The sequence below is a fragment of the Synechococcus sp. UW179B genome, from assembly GCF_900474245.1.
In the GTDB taxonomy this organism is placed as follows: domain Bacteria; phylum Cyanobacteriota; class Cyanobacteriia; order PCC-6307; family Cyanobiaceae; genus Synechococcus_C.
In genome coordinates this window covers 245,924-261,342 of sequence record NZ_UCNZ01000026.1, presented here as the reverse complement: position 1 = coordinate 261,342, position 15,419 = coordinate 245,924, and the positions used below count along the sequence as shown (strand labels likewise).

The 15,419-nt window shown below is 55.5% G+C and carries 12 protein-coding genes; 9 read left to right on the top strand and 3 right to left on the bottom strand.

The genetic code is table 11. The annotated features are described in order from the left end of the window. Positions 1 to 27 precede the first annotated feature (27 nt). On the top strand, positions 28 to 603 hold the full coding sequence (locus tag DXY38_RS12505) for a hypothetical protein (protein WP_115071898.1): 576 nt from the start codon (positions 28 to 30) through the stop codon (positions 601 to 603). Here the strand turns inward: DXY38_RS12505 and cobN are convergent. Continuing rightward, the gene (cobN, locus tag DXY38_RS12500) at positions 593 to 4,357 is read right to left on the bottom strand and encodes a cobaltochelatase subunit CobN (RefSeq protein WP_115071897.1); all 3,765 of its coding nucleotides are present in this window, start codon (positions 4,355 to 4,357) and stop codon (positions 593 to 595) included. The genes DXY38_RS12505 and cobN overlap by 11 nt on opposite strands. A gap of 76 nt (positions 4,358 to 4,433) precedes the next feature. Here cobN and DXY38_RS12495 point away from each other — a divergent pair, with 76 nt between their 5' ends. From DXY38_RS12495 to DXY38_RS12485, 3 genes are read left to right on the top strand one after another with little or no spacing between them, the layout of a single operon-like run. After that, positions 4,434 to 5,351: a branched-chain amino acid transaminase gene (locus DXY38_RS12495; RefSeq protein ID WP_006852572.1), complete on the top strand. Its 918-nt coding sequence runs from the start codon at positions 4,434 to 4,436 to the stop codon at positions 5,349 to 5,351. Positions 5,352 to 5,408: 57 nt separating this feature from the next. Next, positions 5,409 to 9,029 (top strand): methionine synthase, encoded by a 3,621-nt coding sequence (metH, locus tag DXY38_RS12490; protein WP_115071896.1) that lies wholly within the window; start codon positions 5,409 to 5,411, stop codon positions 9,027 to 9,029. A gap of 53 nt (positions 9,030 to 9,082) precedes the next feature. Then, a complete protein-coding gene (locus DXY38_RS12485) occupies positions 9,083 to 9,355 on the top strand; it encodes a DUF4090 family protein (RefSeq protein ID WP_006852570.1) in 273 nt (90 codons plus the stop codon). 28 nt (positions 9,356 to 9,383) lie between these two features. On the opposite strand, the gene DXY38_RS12480 is transcribed toward DXY38_RS12485, so the two are convergent. Then, the gene (locus DXY38_RS12480) at positions 9,384 to 9,614 is read right to left on the bottom strand and encodes a hypothetical protein (RefSeq protein WP_006852568.1); all 231 of its coding nucleotides are present in this window, start codon (positions 9,612 to 9,614) and stop codon (positions 9,384 to 9,386) included. A 111-nt stretch (positions 9,615 to 9,725) separates the two neighbouring features. Between DXY38_RS12480 and DXY38_RS12475 the strand changes: the two genes are divergently transcribed. Next, a complete protein-coding gene (locus DXY38_RS12475; RefSeq protein WP_115071895.1) occupies positions 9,726 to 10,133 on the top strand; it encodes a DUF2237 family protein in 408 nt (135 codons plus the stop codon). Here DXY38_RS12475 and DXY38_RS12470 read toward each other — a convergent pair. Next, positions 10,115 to 10,855 (bottom strand): SDR family NAD(P)-dependent oxidoreductase, encoded by a 741-nt coding sequence (locus DXY38_RS12470; RefSeq protein WP_115071894.1) that lies wholly within the window; start codon positions 10,853 to 10,855, stop codon positions 10,115 to 10,117. The genes DXY38_RS12475 and DXY38_RS12470 overlap by 19 nt on opposite strands. Between DXY38_RS12470 and DXY38_RS12465 the strand changes: the two genes are divergently transcribed. The 4 genes from DXY38_RS12465 to DXY38_RS12445 all read left to right on the top strand — a co-directional run bounded on the left by DXY38_RS12465 (position 10,854) and on the right by DXY38_RS12445 (position 15,400). Beyond that, on the top strand, positions 10,854 to 11,843 hold the full coding sequence (locus DXY38_RS12465; RefSeq protein WP_244279128.1) for a SpoIID/LytB domain-containing protein: 990 nt from the start codon (positions 10,854 to 10,856) through the stop codon (positions 11,841 to 11,843). The two genes, DXY38_RS12470 and DXY38_RS12465, sit on opposite strands and share 2 nt — an antisense overlap. Continuing rightward, positions 11,833 to 12,729 carry an ATP adenylyltransferase gene (locus DXY38_RS12460; RefSeq protein ID WP_115071893.1) on the top strand — a complete coding sequence of 299 codons (897 nt, stop codon included), beginning with the start codon at positions 11,833 to 11,835 and terminating at the stop codon, positions 12,727 to 12,729. The genes DXY38_RS12465 and DXY38_RS12460 overlap by 11 nt, the downstream gene beginning before the upstream one ends. 57 nt (positions 12,730 to 12,786) lie before the next feature. Next, entirely contained in the window at positions 12,787 to 13,434 is a 648-nt protein-coding gene (locus tag DXY38_RS12455; protein WP_115071892.1) for a sigma-70 family RNA polymerase sigma factor, read from the top strand. Between the two features lie 376 nt (positions 13,435 to 13,810). Next, positions 13,811 to 15,400, top strand: a complete 1,590-nt coding sequence (locus DXY38_RS12445) for a DUF3370 family protein (protein ID WP_115071890.1) — start codon at positions 13,811 to 13,813, stop codon at positions 15,398 to 15,400. Positions 15,401 to 15,419 lie beyond the last annotated feature (19 nt).

The following is a 15,419-nucleotide window of genomic DNA, read 5'->3' as shown; positions in this document are numbered from 1 at the left end:
ATTCACTCAACGATCTGGAACACGGGAATGGGCCTCTTTGATCGGCTGCTGAATTCAAGCGCCAAGGATGACGGTCAACAGGACGTTCCCAAGGATCGTGCCAAGCCAAAAGCCGAAGCCTTCTATCTCGACTCCGACGCGTCTTCGTCCTACGGAAACGTGGACTACATGCGCGAGGCCAAGACAATTCGTCGCACCTTCCCCGGAACCGCCGACAACCCTGGCAACAAGGAGTTGGTGACCAAGGTTGATGCGATGGACGTCACCGTTGGCACTCGCTCCCAAGGCCTGGGCGAAGAAAATCCAAACGAAGAACCTTCAATTCCGTCCTTGCTCTCGGACGGAATTCCCAAGCCGGTGAAAAAGACCTTCGCCGAGACGATGACCCAGGAGCAGCTGGATCAAAAGCTCAAGGGGAATGCCTTGCGCACAGCTGGTGTCAACACACCAATGGCCCCTGATGCGGCTCCTGTTGGCCGCAAGGAAGAACTGAAATCCGAACCCGAGATTCAGCCAAACAACCCATCGGCCAACCGCAGCCCATCGTCCAAGCCGGGATCGATCGATCCTTTCAAGGCCATGGTCCGCGACCTCAACAACTAAGACCTCCTTTCTCGACAGCCTCCTCCGCTTGGAGAACCAATCCCCTGATCTGCTCGAGCTGATCGGGGGATGGTTGAGCCCACAACCCTCGGTTGGCCGCTTCCAGCAATCGTTCGGCCATATCTCTGAGGACCCAGGGATTGGATCGGCTCAAAAAGTCTTGTGTGTCCTTTTCCAGCAGCCACTGATCACAGATGGCCCCGTAGCACCAGTCAGGAACCGCTTCGGTTGAGGCGTCGTAGGCAAACAAGTAATCAAGGCTGGCTCCCATTTCGAAGGCCCCCTTGTAGCCATGTTGTTGCATTCCCTGGATCCAGCGAGGGTTTAACAACCGACTCCTCACCACCTTGTCGATTTCACGGCTGAGCGAATGAATGCGAAGCCGCTCTTGGCGAGAATGGTCCGCAAACCAGGGCTGCACAGAGGTTCCTCCCGAGCGCCGCACCGCTGCCGTCATGCCCCCATGGAACTGGTAATAGTCATCAGAGTCGAGTAAATCGTGCTCCCTGTTGTCCTGGTTATGCAGAACCACCTGCACATGCTGAAGAGCAGCTTCCAAGCCAGAGCGATTGGCCTGGGCCTGAACGTCGCCGTCATAACTCCAGGAACTCCAGGCTAAGAAAGCCTCGCCAAGGTCGTCCTGGTTCTCCCATTGACCTGAATCGATCAAGGCCTGCAATCCAGCGCCATAGGCACCCGGTGCCGATCCAAAAATCCTGGCTTGAGGACCCTCCTGACGGGTAATCGCAGCAAGCGGATTTTCAGCGTCTGCTTCCTCGAGTGCTGAGACCAGGTGCACAGCACGATCCACCCAGCCCACAAGCTGAGGGAAGGCATCGCGAAACAGTCCAGACATCCGCAAGGTGACATCCACCCTGGGTCGAGCCAACAGGCTCAAAGGAATCACTTCCAGGTCCACCATGCGCCGTGTTGGCCCATCCCAGAGAGGACGAACGCCAAGCAGGGCAAACATTTGGGCGATGTCTTCACCGCCGTTGCGCATCGTGGCTGTTCCCCAAACAGACAACGCGAGGTGCCGTAGATCCTCTCCTTCCTCAAGTCGGTAAAGATCCAGCAATTGCTCAGCGCTTCGCCGCCCTAAATCCCAAGCCGCTTCGGTAGGAAGACCACGCAGATCAACGGAATAGAAATTTCGCCCCGTTGGCAACACGTCTGGACGTCCTCGTGTTGGGGCGCCAGAGGGGCCGCTCGCGATCCTTCGCCCGTCTAAAGCAGCAAGGAAGGCCTTCTTTTCAGTGGAAGCACAGGCCAATAAACGCGGTAACAGCTCGTCGCGCAAGCGCAGCAAAGCAGGCTCCTTGTTGTCGTAAAGCCACTGCTGCAGCAAAGGGCTCAATGGCTCTGAGGGCACATCTGTGATCTGCTCCAACAAGCGGAGCGCTTGAGCATCGAGCCAACTCACAGCGGCCGAAACCCGTCTGGGCTGATCACAGCCCAACGTCTCAAGAGTTCTGCAGTCGTGGTCGCTCAGAGGCGCACCGTCTTCATCCGACCAGGGGTCGCATTCCAGTCCAACCACCTTGGCCATCGCCTGGGTGATGCCTTGGCAACCACCAGACGGCGATCGCGCAATCGCCAGCAGGAGCTCCCGTTGAATCGAGGCTTCAGGCTGACTGCCAAAACGATGCAGGCCCGTTCTGATTTGCGCCTCCTTCAACTCACAGAGATAGGTCTCCACCTGATCAAGACAGCGGGCCCAGGAGTCGTTGTCTGGATCAGCTGCGCTGGGTAGATCGTTCGCTGGGTTGGAGAAGGAAGGCCAATCCAGGCTTTGAAGCAGCTGCTTGATTTGCTGCTCGAGCACGTCACAACGCTCAGCAGCAACCTGACGCGCCTCCACGTACTCATCCAACAAGGCTTCGAGAGACAGCAAAGATCCGTGCAGCCCAGCCCGTCCCAAGGGTGGGGTGAGGTGATCAAGAATCACGGCATGGCCCCGACGCTTGGCTTGGGAACCCTCGCCTGGATCATTCACGATGAACGGATACACATGCGGAATCGGAGCGAGCGCCAGGCCTGGCCCACAGGCTTCACTCAGTCCAACCGACTTACCCGGTAGCCATTCCGCGCTGCCATGTTTGCCCACATGGACCATCAGCTGGGTGCCATGCACCTCCTGAAGCCAAAGATATTGGGCCAAATATCGATGCGGTGGAGGGAGATCAGGAGAGTGGAGATCGCTGATTTGATCGGGGTCATAGCCACGGCTGGGCTGAATCAACACGGCCACATGCCCAAACAGCACGCCATGCACCGCAAACCCCTTCTCCTCAAGATCCACGGCCTGTTCCGGCGAACCCCAGCGACCCTCAATCAGGGATCGGGCTTGGGGTGTGAGCCGTCGCCACCAGCGCAAATAGTGGTTGAGGGGGAGATAGGCAAGAGGCTGAAGGTGAAAACTCTCCGGATCGTTGCTGCGTCCCGACAACAATTGGGCCATCAGCGCTTGCGATTCATCAGGCCGCGGCTCACTCCCAAGCGCAACACCGGCTTCAGCGAGCCAGTTCAAGAGGTTCATGGTGCTGGCGGGTGTATCCAGACCAACCCCATTGGCCAAACGGCCATTGCGAACGGGGTAATTCGCGAGCACCAGGGCCACCCGCTTCTCTGCTGCCTCCGTCTGACGAAGATCCACCCAACAACGGGCATGGTCGGCCAGCCAATTCAGCCCTGAAGCGTCGGGAACCAAACCTTTGACCGCCGTCGACAAACTGGATTCCGCATCCAGGACTTCACGGAAGGCTCCGATTCTTGTGGTGATGCGTCCATCCAACTCAGGAAGCACCACTTGAAGGGAGAGATCGATGGGATCGAGCCCCTGGGTGGTGGCTTCCCAGGCTTGCTTGGCTCGTCCCGAAGAAAGCAGCTGCAAGACCGGCAGATCAAGACCATCCCAAAGGGGAGTGCCCAGCCCTGCCTCCTGGAACTGGACCGATGCAAAGGCTGTGGTGCTGACCACGAGCTGAACATCCTGGGCTTGAAACGCTCGTTGCACCCCCTGCTGAACCACGGGATCTCTCAAGCTGCTCACCCAGAGCGCACGCGGTGCGAGACCACGGCTTCTCAGCGCCTTCAACAGTTGATGACACCAGGCCGTGTCAGCCGCGCGGGCATGGGCCCGATACAGCAGAACACCAACCCTTGCCCCTGGTTCCTCACGCCAATCAAACGGGGCTGGGTCCGCCATCCGTTCCGGCTCAAGATCCTTGGCATCGTGAAGGGGATCTGGTTCGTTGCTGCTGGTGATGAAGGGATGAATCGCCTTCAAAACCTTGGTCATGTTGGGCATCCCCCCTTCGCGCAACAACAGAGCTAATTGTTGAGACAGCGTCGAAGACACCGATCCAATCGGATGGAGTTCGTCGTCTTGATCGGCGGTCCCAGCCAAAACAAGCAAGGTTCGATGTTGCGCAGACGCCTGCCAACGGCGGCACTGTTCAAGCCCATAACTCCAGTGACCTCGCCCACCCAGCAGGCGCACCACCAGCACCCGAGCCGAGCTCGCCGTTGCGGCCAGATAGTGATCAATTTGAGCGGGGTGCCGAAGACAATCGAGGGGCAAAGCTCGCAATTGCTCCTTCCAGTGCTGCAGCTCTGGCTGCCGAAGGCAGGCTGAAAGGGTGCTGATATCGGTCGCTGCGCTCGTCAGGAAAAGAATCGGGGCAGGCGGTTGCTCAACAACGGTGAAAACCTCGTTGCTTTCGGCGCCCGGAAGACTGCTCAGTCGATGCATGTCTCCATTCTGGTCTGATCACATCCCACCAACCGCGCGAGGTGAGTGAGAAAATTTGAGCATCGATCAATGTGCGATGCATCAGTTCCTTCCCTACGCCTGGTTTGAAGGCCGCTGCATCCCGTTTGACCAGGCCAAAGTGTCGATCGCAACGCATGCCCTGCACTACGGCACCGGTGCGTTCGGAGGCATGCGCGCCATACCGGATCCGGAAAAACCGGGCGGCATGCTGTTGTTTCGACCGGATCGCCATGCGCGCCGCCTCTCACAAAGCGCCAAGCTCTTGCTCGCTGATCTGACGGAAGAAACGGTGATGGAGGCTCTGATCGCGGTACTCAGGGCGAACAAACCCACGACGCCGATCTACCTCAGACCGTTTGTTTACACCAGTGATTTAGGCATCGCACCACGGCTGCACAACATCGAGACTGATTTTCTGATTTACGGCTTAGAGCTCGGCGATTACCTCTCCCCCGATGGCGTGAGTTGCCGGATTAGTAGTTGGACCCGACAGGAGGATCGCTCCCTTCCCCTACGCGGAAAAATCAGTGGTGCTTACATCACGAGTTCACTTGCCAAAACAGAAGCCGTCACCAGCGGCTTTGACGAAGCCCTGCTGATGAACACGCGGGGAAAGGTAAGCGAAGCCAGTGGGATGAATCTGTTTTTAGTGCGCGATGGCGTCCTGATCACCCCTGGCGTTGATCAAGACATTCTTGAGGGAATCACCCGCTCCAGCGTGATTGAGCTGGCAAAGCACATGGGATTGCAGGTGATCGAACGCCCCGTGGATAAAACTGAACTTTGCATCGCTGATGAAGTGTTCCTCACGGGAACGGCCGCGAAAATCACGCCGATTCGTCAACTCGAATCCACCGTCTTGCCGACCAACCGGCCGGTGATGGATGCCTTAAGAAAACGTCTGGTTGCGATTACGGAAGGAAAGGATCCGGAGTTCAGCCACTGGGTCACCAGGATCGAGCTCGAAGGCTAAGGATGGCTCTGGGATCAAGAGCAGTTCATAGGATGGGGTGAGAGAAGCGATTGAGCGATGCAGGCCGTGACTGAGACCCCCACCCTCAACGCCTCTCGCTTTTTAAAACGTCTGCATGACCCGTCCAGGCCGGTGTTGGTGTTTGACGGAGCTACGGGCACCTCCCTGCAGCAAATGGACCTATCCGCCGATGATTTCGGTGGAGAAGCCCTGGAAGGTTGCAACGAAAACCTGGTGGTTACAAGGCCCGATGCCGTTCAAAGAGTGCATCGACAGTTTCTTGACGCCGGTTGTGATGTCATCGAAACCGATACGTTTGGCGCCGCTTCTGTGGTGCTGGCCGAGTACGGCCTAGAGGACAAAACCTTCGAGCTCAACAAGCGGGCTGCAGAGCTGGCCAAAGAAGTGGCCACGGAATACAGCACCGATGAAAAACCACGATTCGTGGCGGGATCGATGGGGCCCACCACGAAATTACCCACGCTCGGACATATCAGTTTTGATCTGCTTCGCGATTCCTATCAAGAGCAAGCGGAAGGACTGATTGCCGGGGATGTGGATCTACTGATCATCGAAACCTGTCAGGACGTTCTGCAGATCAAGGCAGCGCTCCAAGGCATTGAACAGGCCTTTGAAACCAGCGGTGAACGCCGCCCCTTGATGGTGTCCGTCACGATGGAAACCACAGGCACCATGCTGGTGGGTTCCGACATTGCCGCTGTTGTTGCCATTCTTGAACCCTTCCCCATTGATGTGCTCGGCCTGAACTGCGCAACAGGCCCTGAACAAATGAAAGAGCACATGCGCTACTTAACAGATAATGCTCCCTTCGTGGTGAGCTGCATCCCCAACGCAGGCTTGCCAGAAAATGTTGGAGGTGTGGCGCACTACCGCCTAACACCGGTGGAACTGAAGATGCAATTAATGCACTTCGTGGAGGATCTTGGCGTTCAAGTCATTGGTGGATGTTGCGGAACAACGCCGGCCCATATTGCGGCGCTCTCTGAAATTTCATCAGAACTGAGCGCCGCGCCCAGAAAGGTGCGCTCATACCACCATGAGAGAAAAGCTCTCAGCTATGAAGCCGCCGCATCATCCATTTATGGAGCAACACCATATTTACAAGACAATTCCTTCTTAATCATTGGCGAGCGGCTCAATGCCAGTGGCTCCAAGAAAGTGCGTGAGTTGCTGAATGAAGAAGACTGGGATGGGCTCGTCGCTGTTGCGCGAGGACAGGTGAAAGAGAATGCTCACATCTTGGACGTGAATGTCGACTATGTCGGCCGAGATGGCGAAAGAGATATGCGAGAGCTCGTGAATCGAGTGGTCACCAATGTGAACCTTCCCTTAATGCTCGACTCAACGGAGTGGCAGAAAATGGAGGCAGGCCTGAAGGTTGCCGGCGGCAAATGCATTCTCAATTCAACCAACTACGAAGATGGGGATGAACGCTTCTTCAAAGTCTTAGAAATCGCCAAGCGTTATGGCGCCGGGGTTGTGATTGGCACGATCGATGAAGACGGCATGGCCCGCACTGCAGACCAGAAAGTTGCTATTGCAAAAAGAGCCTATCGAGACGCTGTCGAGTATGGAATTCCAGCGCGAGAAATTTTTTACGACGCGCTGGCGCTGCCAATTTCCACTGGAATTGAAGAAGATCGACGCAACGGTGCGGAAACCATTGAAGCCATTCGCAGAATTCGCGAGGATCTCCCCCAGGTTCACGTGGTTCTGGGTGTGTCCAATGTGAGCTTTGGCTTGTCTCCTGCTGCCAGAATTACACTGAATTCAGTCTTTTTGCATGATTGCTGCGAAGCTGGAATGGATGCAGCCATTGTGTCCCCAGCAAAAATTCTTCCACTCATCAAAATCAGCGAAGAGCATCAGAAAGTTTGTCGCGACTTAATCAATGATCGTCGTGGATTCGAAGGCGATGTTTGCACGTATGACCCGCTCACAGTGCTTACAACCTTATTCGAAGGTGTTAGCGCCAAAGCCGCTCGCGAATCAGGACCATCCTTAAGCGACCTAGCCGTGGAAGAACGGCTCAAACAGCACATTATTGACGGCGAGAGAATTGGATTAGAAGATGCACTTAAAGAGGGTTTAGAAAACTATCCACCACTGGATATCGTTAACACTTTCCTGCTGGATGGAATGAAGGTTGTGGGAGAGCTGTTTGGCTCTGGGCAAATGCAGCTCCCATTCGTTCTTCAATCCGCGGAAACCATGAAGTCTGCCGTGGCCTTTTTGGAACCATTCATGGAGAAAGAAGAAGGGGAACGATCCGCTAAAGCTAAGTTTTTAATCGCAACAGTTAAAGGAGATGTTCACGATATTGGCAAAAATTTGGTAGACATTATTTTAACAAATAATGGCTACGAAGTGATTAACCTTGGCATCAAGCAAGACGTCAATGCAATCATTACGGCCCAGCAAGAACATCAGGCTGATTGCATCGCCATGAGTGGTCTGCTGGTGAAGTCCACAGCCTTCATGAAAGACAATTTGCAAGCTTTCAACGAAGCTGGAATCAACGTTCCTGTTGTTCTTGGAGGGGCAGCATTAACGCCCAGATTTGTGAACAAAGACTGCAGCGATGTGTATGACGGCAAGGTCATTTATGGACGGGATGCCTTTACGGACCTGCGATTCATGGATGCCCTTGTGGCGGCGAAGTCAAAAGATCGCTGGGATGATCGCGCTGGCTTTCTCGATGGCACCCCTGAAGGTCTTTCAATTGGAGGTGACGCGGAATCCCCTGATCCCAGCGACGCATCGCCTGAGAGCCCGTCAAAACAAGCTGAGACGGCGGACCTCAAGCTTCCCGTCAGCTTCGAGCGTTCGGATGCCGTTCCTGAAGAGACAGCCGTCATCACCCCCTTCCTGGGTGCGTCGGTCTTGCAGGGAGAGGCAGAGATTCCGCTCGACGAGGTGATTGCCTTCCTCGACCGACAAGCCCTCTTCGCTGGTCAATGGCAGATGCGAAAAGCCAAAAACCAAAGCCGGGAAGAGTACGAACAAGACCTCGCTGATAAGGCAGAGCCAATCCTTCAGAAATGGCTGGCGCGCGCCAAAGAAGACCACTTGCTGCATCCAGCGGTCGCCTACGGCTATTTCCCCTGCGGACGGGACGGCAACTCCGTGGTGGTGTTCAAGCCGGAGGGTGGTGCAGAGCTGGGACGTTTTGATGTCCCCCGTCAACGCAGTGGCAATCGCTATTGCATCGCCGATTTCTTCCGAGATCTCAAAGAGGGCCAACCCTGCGATGTGCTGCCGATGCAAGCCGTTACCATGGGCGAAGAAGCCAGTCGCTTCAGCCAAGGGCTGTTTCGCAAGGATGCCTACAGCGACTATCTCTTTTTTCACGGCTTAGCTGTTCAGATGGCAGAGGCGCTGGCGGAGTGGACCCATGCCCGCATTCGCCGTGAATGCGGCTTCTCTGATCCCAAGGGGATGCCTCTCAGGGACATTCTTGCCCAGCGCTACAGGGGTAGCCGCTATTCCTTTGGATATCCAGCCTGTCCCAACGTGGCAGATTCGCGTCAGCAACTCGAATGGCTGCAGGCCGATCGCATCGGTCTGACCATGGATGAAAGCGACCAACTTCATCCTGAACAGAGCACAACAGCCCTGGTTGCTTTGCATAGCAACGCTCGCTACTTCAGCGCCTAAGGCCCATACAGCAGTGCGTTGCCTCAGACTTCTGAGGTCACGCATGCACTCCCATGGACTTCAGCGGCCCAGACGCCATCGACAATGCGATTAAGGCTGGATTGGACATCGATGGAAGCCCTCTTCCGGAAGCGATGCTCACCCTTTATCGCGAGGTGATGGATCAAGAGGCACAACGCAAGCGCAGTGGAGTGCGTAAATCAATGCGCAACCGCATCGTGCGCACCGGGGCCAAGCATTTCAGCCAAGACGTCCTAAACGCCCGATTAATCGAGGCTGGCTGGGAAGGGTTGAAGGACAAGGAAATCAGCTTTTACTTCAGCTGATAGCCCAATCGTCATGAGCTCTGCAGGATCACTCCTGGCAGAGCTTTTCCATCGTGTCGATCACTTCCTGCTGAAAATCATCCAGGGCACTGGATTCGCTCAAATCGAATCCTTCTCCCGCAGCGTTCTGCGCAAGATCCTGAAAGTGGAAGGCTCCCTCACCATTGGCAAGGAACTCAATAGCCGATGACTCGCCACTTTCGCGGAACGCATCGCAGAGGGCGATAAACGCCGCGTCTTCAGTGAACTCCCAATCCATCGAGGAGGCATAACTGAACGACCTTTAACGCCTAACCCCCGTGATCCGTCAACCATCTCGTCTCGGAATGTGCCAGTCGTTCGGCAGACTCCTGGCAGCCAATGCAAGCAAATGCCGTCACAACAACAAGAGCAAAAGCCAGTTGGACAGGGTGATCTGAACGTTTTAGGCGGTGCGCTTGAAGGCTGTAGTTGTGAGCCGATGACGGGTTGGTTTCGAGATGGACACTGCCGCACCGATCCAAGCGACTTGGGGCAACACAGCGTTTGCTGTGTGATGTCAGAACGATTTCTGAATTACAGCAAGGCCCAGGGCAATGACCTGAGCACTCCCATGCCCGACTTCGGCTTCCCTGGCCTCAAACCGGGCGATCACTGGTGTGTCTGCGCCCCACGCTGGAAACAGGCCTACGACGACGGGATGGCGCCACCCGTACGCCTCGAAGCGACGGAATACACAGCGCTCAAGGTGATCCCGTTGGACGTCCTCAAAACACATGCTCACCAAGGAATGTCCTGACCATCCCAAGCCAGAAAGCGGCCGCTGTCTTCCGCTGTCTGCTGGAGCAAAACATCGAGCAACAGGGAAGCCGCTTTCTGGGGGCTGAACAGACGCTCCGGCGGGACAAAATTTTGGAATGGCTTGGACAGGGCCGTATCGGTGGTGCCTGGATGCAGCATCGTCACCGTGGCGAGAGGAAAGCGCCGCGCCCACTCCACACTCAACGAGCGCAAAAACATGTTCTGGGCGGCTTTGGCTCCGCGGTAGGCATACCAACCACCGCTTTTGTTGTCACCGATGCTCCCGACCCTGGCGCTGAGGCTTGCAAAGTGAAACGGCTGGTCACGCTTCAGGGCGGGCTCAATCGCTTTCGCCAAGAGCAGGGGCCCCGCGGCATTGATCGCAAAGGATTCCAGCAATTGACTGGCACTCACCTGCTGCAGGCGCTTCTCAGGGGTCAGCGAGGCTCCATGCAGTCGCCCAGTGGCGTTCATCACCAAACGCAGCGGCTGTGGATCGTCTAGGAGCCTCTGAGACAACGCCTCAAGGCTCTGAGGGGACTCCAGATCCACCAGCCAATCTCCGCCATCGTCGAGCTCTGAAACCACGCTGCGACCGCACAGCAGGACCTCCAAAGCGGGCTGACGACGTTGCAGTTCCTGCGCCAATGCCTTACCAAGACCACCACGGCCCACGATCAATGCACGGCCAATCCAAGCAACTCTGTTGATTTCAGGCATGATCAAAAGCGTTGTCCGAGGGACAGTGAGACAGCTCACACCACTGTTGCTGGGGATGACCGCCACCGCGGGGCTGATCGGCGCGGTCACCTGGAGTGTCCAGGCCATTGGTCAGCTGGAACAACAGCGAAGCCAAAAACACACCCTCGAAACTCTGCTGGAAAGCTCCGGAACGGATCAGCCAGCGCGTCATTCCTCTAGTCAGCCATCCAGTGATGAGCCGGAGAACAAGACTCCGAGAACCCAATCTGTCGTGCAGCCAACGCCTGGTGCAAAGCCCCTCGGAGCCCCAGGCAATCCGATTGTGCGCGTTGCTTTGTTGAGTCAATCGCCACCCCGTCGCGTGGACCTATCAGGCCAGGCCGAGTGCAGATTCAGCAACGGTGAGATCGTGCAAAAAAAGTCCCTTGAAAGCGTTCTCAGCGAGCGTCGTTCGAATTTGGTGACCTGTCAATCAGGCCAAAATGGGGCCATTGTTGTCAATGAAAGCTCCTATCCAGAGACCGTCTATTTCCTCAACAGAGGTCGCGGTTGGCTTGTGATTAACCAGCTGTCTTTGGAGCGTTACGTTGCTTCTGTGGTTGGGGCAGAGATGCCGAGTCATTGGAATCCTGAAGCGCTAAAAGCACAAGCTGTGGCGGCTCGGTCCTACGCCCTCGTGCATCTTGTACGTCCTGCCGATTCCGATTTCAATCTTGGCGACACCACGCGTTGGCAAGCCTATGGAGGCCTGAAAAGTCAAAGCGCATCCACTGCCGCCGCCACCAAAGCCACCCAGGGTCTCGTGCTCAGTTTCCAGGGAGGACTTGTGGAATCGCTGTATGCATCGACCAGTGAAATCGCTGCTGAAGCACACAGCCATTTAGGCGCAAGTATGAGTCAACATGGCGCTCAAGAACTGGCCATGAAAGGGCTCAAGTTCAATGAAATCCTCGGTCGTTATTACGTGGGGGCATCCTTAGCGAGGTTGAAAACAAATGAGAACTGAGACCTATTGGAATCGAGCGCTCGAGCAAAGCGAAAGGGCTCTTACGTCGGGTGCGCTAGTTCCTCTCAGTACTTCATTAGAACGTCTTAAAGAGAGTGCAGAATCCAATTTTGAATTGAGAACTCTCGAGAGCCGCTTACCCAAACACTTAAAGAGAGAGGGGCCGAAACCCAATCCCTTTAAACCCTGGGATAGGGACCTGGAGGTGGCGCGTTTGGATCCAGGTCACGCCGTGATCCTGAACAAATATCCGGTGCAACGCGGACACATGCTGCTGATCACGGCCGACTGGGCCGCCCAGGATGGTTGGCTTGATTTGTCGGATTGGACAGCGTTGGTTCGCGTAGACCAAGACACCTCCGGACTGTGGTTTTTCAATAGCGGACCGATTGCAGGAGCGAGTCAGCCCCATCGGCATCTTCAACTTCTGCCCCGCAGCACAGGCGAGAGGAGTTGTCCCAGAGACCTCTGGTTTCAAAAACGCCTGGAATCAAAAGAAAAATCCGAAACAGCTAGCGATCCCTTATGGAACGGCTGCTCCGTTGTCTCGCGAATCAGCCAAAGCAATGACATCTGCGCACAAGCCCAAAGCCTCTACGCCAGCTACTTATCACTCTCTGAACACTTAGGCCTTGGTCATCCCTCTCAAGATCAACGCCCAAAGTCCTTTTACAACCTGTTATTAACCCCGCAATGGATGGCGATGGTGAGGCGTCGGCAAGAAGGAGCCGCAGGTTTCAGCGTGAATGCCCTTGGATTTGCTGGATATCTCTTGGCCACAACAGGCGCAGATCTGCACTGGCTAAGGGCGCAAGGTCCCGAGGCCTTGTTGCGTGAGGTGGTACTCGAAATCCGTGGAAACACGGTTGTGGGATCCCCCTCCTAAATGTCTGCCTGAAGAAGGACCACCGGCCGCTGCCGACCCTCTTCTTCAACAACAGCCATGAACAAACGCCAAACGATCCGAAACGAACGCATCGAGCGACATCTGAACTTGGTCGATCCCATTGCTGGCCATTACGCCAAACGCTCGGGTCTGGATCGTGATGATCTCAAGCAAGTGGGAAGGCTTGGCTTACTGCGTGCCGCCGAAGGGTATGAGCAAGGCCAAGACAAGCCGTTTGAGGTCTATGCCAGGCCTCACATCAAAGGAGCGATCCTTCACTACCTCAGAGACAGTGTGGGGCTGATCAGACTCCCAAGACGCCTTCAGGAACAAGCGCAGAGCAGCATCAAAAACAGTTCCTCAGAATCGACCAGAAGTCAGGGGATGACAGCAGAGATCGAACTCAACGTTCAGGTTTATCGACGCCGTCAGTCGTGGGAACCCTTAGACGAAAGCAGGGTGGCAGCAAACCAACCTGAATGGCAGCCGCTGCTGATGCAGGAAAGGGCCCGGCGTGTTTGGGATGCCATCAACGGGTTGTCGCCTGCAGAGAGAAGGGCGCTGGTTGAGGTGGTGATCGAAGGTGCCAGCCTCCGTGGGGCCGGGAAAAAGCAGGGGGTCAGCGCCATGACCATGCAACGGAGGCTCAAACGGGCCTTAGCCCAGTTGCGACAGGAGCTTGCCGATCAGGACTCTTCGCTGTGATCCCGCTGGATTTGACCTTCAAGGGTGCTCATCGCCGCGTTGACGGCAGCCAGTTGACGCTCGAGTCCATCCCGCCAGAAACGGAGCATCTCCAACTTGCGTTGCTGGTGATGACTCCGCCAGTGGCTGGACTCACACGATGGCTGACAGAAAAAGGGAGGCAGCATGAGTAAACACAAGCTTTCCCATAATCCTGGCGAATTGTTCCAGAAATCGGGACTGCCATCACACACTTGGCGCTTCTGAACGGGACGATTAGGTTTGGAACTTGCGGAAAGCTCAAGCCGCACTGCTCAAAAACCAGTCTCGCGTGTCGCACCGATTATCAAAACTGGTCCTAATCAGTGTCGCAATTGCGACATGTGATTTCGCTGTCATGGAGCAGGCCTACGCCTATGTGCCATTGATGGCTGGGCAAAAGGCGCGTGCTCTCAATGGCACCTTTAATAACGTTCCCGTCCTGCATTCCAACCAACCCGAAATTGTTAAAGGGCCTGGAATCCTCGTCAACACAACGCCTGGTTCTGCAACCGCCGCCGAAAACAACCAGCCCTTGAGGAATGCCGAATTCACATTTAATGGTGAATTCGGTATCCATATGCATCATAAATATTACCCCCAAGACAGCAGCAAATTAGGAGGACGCCGGGCCAGAGGCTTGCTAACAGTGGCAGCGATAGCCATCAACCCAGGCACCAATCCTGTCACTCTTAAGTTCAAAAGAGGCTCCGTTAAAAATAGCTTCGAGGCCCCTTATCACCCCAATCGCCTAATGGGAGTGAAGCCCCTCGGCCGACGCCCCTGGAACACAGGTCCAGGGGACGCAACAGCTGTACAAATGCTGAGAGGAGAACTCGATCGCAAATTGCCCCGAGAAATAACAATCCCAGCGCGAAGTCGCAAAGTGATTGTGAGCTCAGTTCTTCCCGCGAGAGGAATTATGAACGGGCTGTTGAGAGGTCGCAGCGACGGACCTTTCCAACTGGCTGTCGTTGCAGCGGAGGAGACCAACCAAGATCAGGAGTTGATCGCCGTTCTAGACAGCAAAAGACTTGCTCCAGGGCGAATTTATTTAAATCGTCTCAATGAAATCCGCACCGGCAAAGTCTTCTCCAGAGTTGCTGGCGTTGCCCTTGGCGATGAGTACAAGGCTTCGATTAATCATGATCTCTCACAAGGTGCGTTGCATATTCCACTTACAAGCACCCGCAAACATCATTTTGGCACGAGAGATATACAGGTGAATCAATTATCAACACGAATGATTGACTCCGCCTTGAACAATGTTGGCACCTATGGCGTGCGCTTTGATGTTGAGATGAATCTCTCTGGTGGTGGTACTCATGAGTTGGTCTTAAGCCATCCAGTGGCATCCGGTCGAAAACCTTTCACAGCATTTCGGGGATCGATCGGAATTAAAAGTGCCGAAGGCTATCGAGAAGTTCATGTTGGGATGAAATCAGGGCAAAGCCTGCCCCTCGGCCAAATCAACACTCAAGCCAACGCTATGAATCCTGTCACGGTGAGTGTTGTTTATCCAGCGGATGCCACACCGGGTCATTTGCTCAGCGTGGTGCCCGTGACCCAGCTCGCCTTGCTTCGGCGCCGGGAAGAGATGCTGGAAGCGGCAAGAAAAGCTGAGGAAGCAGCCAAAAAACGCAAAGTGGTTCCACCAACGCCGCCACCAGCGATCAATGCAAAGCCGAAACCCCTTCAAGCGAACGAGAACAAACCAAGGCCGCAAGCAACACCGCAGGCAACACCTCAGCCACGAGCCACACCACGGACCTATCCGAAACCAGCCCCAAGGATTGCGCCTCCGGCTGTTGCCGCACCATCCAGTGGTACCAACCAATATCCACCAGCGATGATCATGCCTCAGCGCGTCAATGACTCGCTGGAGCAACGGTATCGCGATGCCATTAAGGCGCAACAAGATTGGTTGCGCCGACTACAAGGTCGATAGGCTTCGCCCATCTCTTTTA